The following is a 3210-nucleotide window of genomic DNA, read 5'->3' as shown; positions in this document are numbered from 1 at the left end:
ACTTCATCTGCCTTTTTGGCTTCCCCTATTTGTGGGTTATGTAATAATACTATAATTACTAGAAGTAACAATATGTCACTCAACTTATATTTCCCCATAATTGGTATCCCCCAACCAATGGAATAAATAAATTTTCTTCTTAGTATCTTGCTATTTATATTTTATACAAAGAAAGTATTAATTCCTTTGTGTATTTACTACAAAAAAGATTCCCTTTGAATATTAAGTTCCTTCAAAGAATCCCTATTGGTTGCATATCAGCAGCACAGCATACCAGTAGGGATTCTAGATATTATAAACTCATTTTATTTAAACATACTGTCTTTTAAAGCTCAACCCATCTATTTCTTATCTTTGCAGTTAGGACAATAACCATATATTTCAAGCTTATGTCCCACTATTTCAAAATTAGTATCATTTTCAAGAGAATTTTCATAAACCCCAAGAGGACAATGTCCTATATCTATAGATTTCTCACATTTTATACATACTAGATAATGTTCATGATCTATAAGATTTAATTCATACATAGATATGTTTTCTTTTACTATAGTATGTCTTACTACTATTCCTTTTGATACAAATGTATTTAACACCCTATATATAGTCGACAAACTTATAGATTTATCTACTTTTTTACTTTCCAAAAAAATTTCTTCTGCTGTAAGAGGATCTTTTGCCTGTTTTAATATTTCTAATATAATATTTCTTTGCTTTGTATTTTTAATCCCATGGCTTTTAAAAAACTCCTTATTATCCGTAAATTTGTCCACTTTATCTATCTCCTTTCAGGCAATTTTATACTTCCGTAAAATAAAATCAATTCAACCTCAATTTATTTATAAGGAAAAATACCCCAAAGTAAATAGCATTTATAATTACAATAGTTGCTCCTGTTGGGAAATTTAATATATAGGATATAAAAATTCCTAATATTACACTGGATACTGATATTATAGATGACATTAGTATAGTATCTTTAAAGCCTTTAGATAACTGTAAAGCAGTTACTGTAGGAAAAATAATCATACTTGAAATAAGCATAGTACCAACTACACGTATACCAAGAACCACAGTAATCGAAGTTAATACAGATATTAAATAATTCATATATTTAGAATTTAATCCTATAACAGTTGCAAACTCTTCATCATAAGTTATAGCAAATAAACTATTGTAGAAAAACAAAGTTACAAATATAACTACAATAGATAATATTATTGAAAGTATTACATCTAATTTACTAATGACTAATATACTTCCAAAGAGATAGGAAAATAAATCTATATTAAAACCTTGGGCTACACTAGTAATTAAAACTCCAACTGCTACAGCAAAAGATGACATTAATGCTATAGCAGCATCTCCATGTAAATCAGCTTTTTCATTAAGTTTCAATATTAAAAAAGATGAAAGAATTACTAAAGGAATAGATACTACTAATGGTGATTTATTTAAAAGAAGTGCAATGGCAATTGTCGCAAAGCTTACATGGGCTAATCCATCACCAATCATAGAATATTTCTTTAATACAAGAAATATTCCTAAAAAAGAGCAGGATACAGCAATTAGTGAGCCTACTAAAATTGCTCTTAATATAAAATCCGATTGTAATGCTTCTATTATCATAGAAATAATATTTTCCATTTATATACCTCCAGTAATTCTATTCCCCTGTATATATTCCAAAATATTTAGCCATTGATTTTGAATGGCGAAAATCATTGTAGCTACCGTAAAAAATAATTCTGTTATTTAAATATAATATTTTATTTACATACTTTTCTATAGAAACAATATCATGGGATACAAGTATTATAGTGACATTTTCATCATTTAGCTCTTTTAGAATACTATAAAACTCTTCTCTTATTCCAGGATCTAATGCACTAGTAGGTTCATCTAAAATTAATATACTAGGATTAGCTACCATAGCCCTAGCTAATAATACTCTTTGTTGTTGTCCTCCCGATAGATTTCCAATTTTCTTATCTTTCAATTTCTCTATATTTAATTTATCAAGTGTTCTATCCACTCTTTCATAATCATCTTTTGAATAAAACTTAGCTCCTGTTTTCTCTAATAGTAATCCAGTAGCCACAATTTCTTTTACAGTGGCAGGAAATAATCTATCATTCATAACTCCCTTTTGAGGAACATAACCTATAGAATTTTTTCCTAAAATATCATGATTGAATTTAATTTGACCTTTAGAGTGTTTTATAAGGCCTAATAAAATTTTAATTAATGTTGTTTTACCAGATCCATTAGGCCCAACTATACCTATATAATCTCCCTTTTCTACTTCAAAACTAATATCTTTTAACACTTTATTTTTACCATAATTAAAATTTAAATCTTTTATAGTTATTATATTATTCATCATATAACAACCCCTGTTTCAACTTTTCTAAATTATCTTCCATTATTTCTATATAGGATATACCCGATTCTAATTCTTCCTTTGACACATTATGAGCACCATGTAATAGCATCATTTCCGCCTCCGTTTGTTCTGATATAATCTTTGCTATTTTAGGGTCAATTAATTCTTCATAATATATTACATTCATTCCTGAAGATTTCATGTTTTGGATCAATTCTGTAATTCTCTGAGGTGTAGGTTCTGCATTTGGTGTAAAACCATTATAAGGTGAGATATAATCTAAACCATAACGTTTAGCAAAATATCCAAAAGCAAAATGCCCTCCATAAATAATTGTTTTATGCTCAGTTTTTTCAAAGGTTTCAGTAAATTTCTTATCTAATTCTGCTAATTTTTCTTTATATACATCCCCATTTTCCCTATAGAAATCTTCATTATTCTTATCTACTTTTACTACAGCTTCTACTATATTATCCACCATCTCTTGTGCATATACAGGATTTAACCATATATGGGGATCCTTCCCACCATGATGATGTCCATCATCATTTTCATGACCTTTATGCCCTTTTTCCTGGTCATAATACTCATGGTCATCCTCATCTATAAGTTCTATGTCTTCACTTAAATCAACAACAGTAATATTATCTTCACCAACATTTTTTATTACCTTTTCTGCCCAGGGCTCCATATATTCTCCTGTATAAATAAAGACATCCGCCTTCTTTATTTTGCTAATATCCTGTGGAGTAGGTTCATAGGAATGGGCTTCTACTCCTGGTGGAAGTAATAGGTCAATTTCCCCTTTATCCTTTACAATTTCC

General features: G+C 28.8%; 4 protein-coding genes. All 4 read right to left on the bottom strand.

Annotated features, from left to right (window positions below):
- Positions 1 to 341: 341 nt before the first annotated feature.
- A complete protein-coding gene (locus tag VK071_01340) occupies positions 342 to 773 on the bottom strand; it encodes a Fur family transcriptional regulator (GenBank protein HLR33959.1) in 432 nt (143 codons plus the stop codon).
- Positions 774 to 819: 46 nt separating this feature from the next.
- Positions 820 to 1647, bottom strand: coding sequence for a metal ABC transporter permease (locus VK071_01335; protein HLR33958.1), 828 nt, complete (start codon positions 1645 to 1647; stop codon positions 820 to 822).
- Positions 1648 to 1666: 19 nt separating this feature from the next.
- A complete protein-coding gene (locus tag VK071_01330; GenBank protein ID HLR33957.1) occupies positions 1667 to 2386 on the bottom strand; it encodes a metal ABC transporter ATP-binding protein in 720 nt (239 codons plus the stop codon).
- Positions 2376 to 3210: zinc ABC transporter substrate-binding protein (locus tag VK071_01325; GenBank protein HLR33956.1), on the bottom strand; the 835-nt coding region annotated here is incomplete at its 5' end. The genes VK071_01330 and VK071_01325, both read right to left, overlap by 11 nt.

The sequence above is a fragment of the Tissierellales bacterium genome (genome assembly GCA_035301805.1).
Lineage (GTDB): Bacteria > Bacillota > Clostridia > Tissierellales > DATGTQ01 > DATGTQ01.
This window is presented reverse-complemented; position numbering and strand designations above follow the sequence as displayed.

Bases quoted from the DNA above. Each gene is read 5' to 3' on its own strand.
- VK071_01335 (HLR33958.1), bottom strand. From the start codon at position 1,647: ATGGAAAATATTATTTCTATGATAATAGAAGCATTACAATCGGATTTT.
- VK071_01330 (HLR33957.1), bottom strand. From the start codon at position 2,386: ATGATGAATAATATAATAACTATAAAAGATTTAAATTTTAATTATGGT.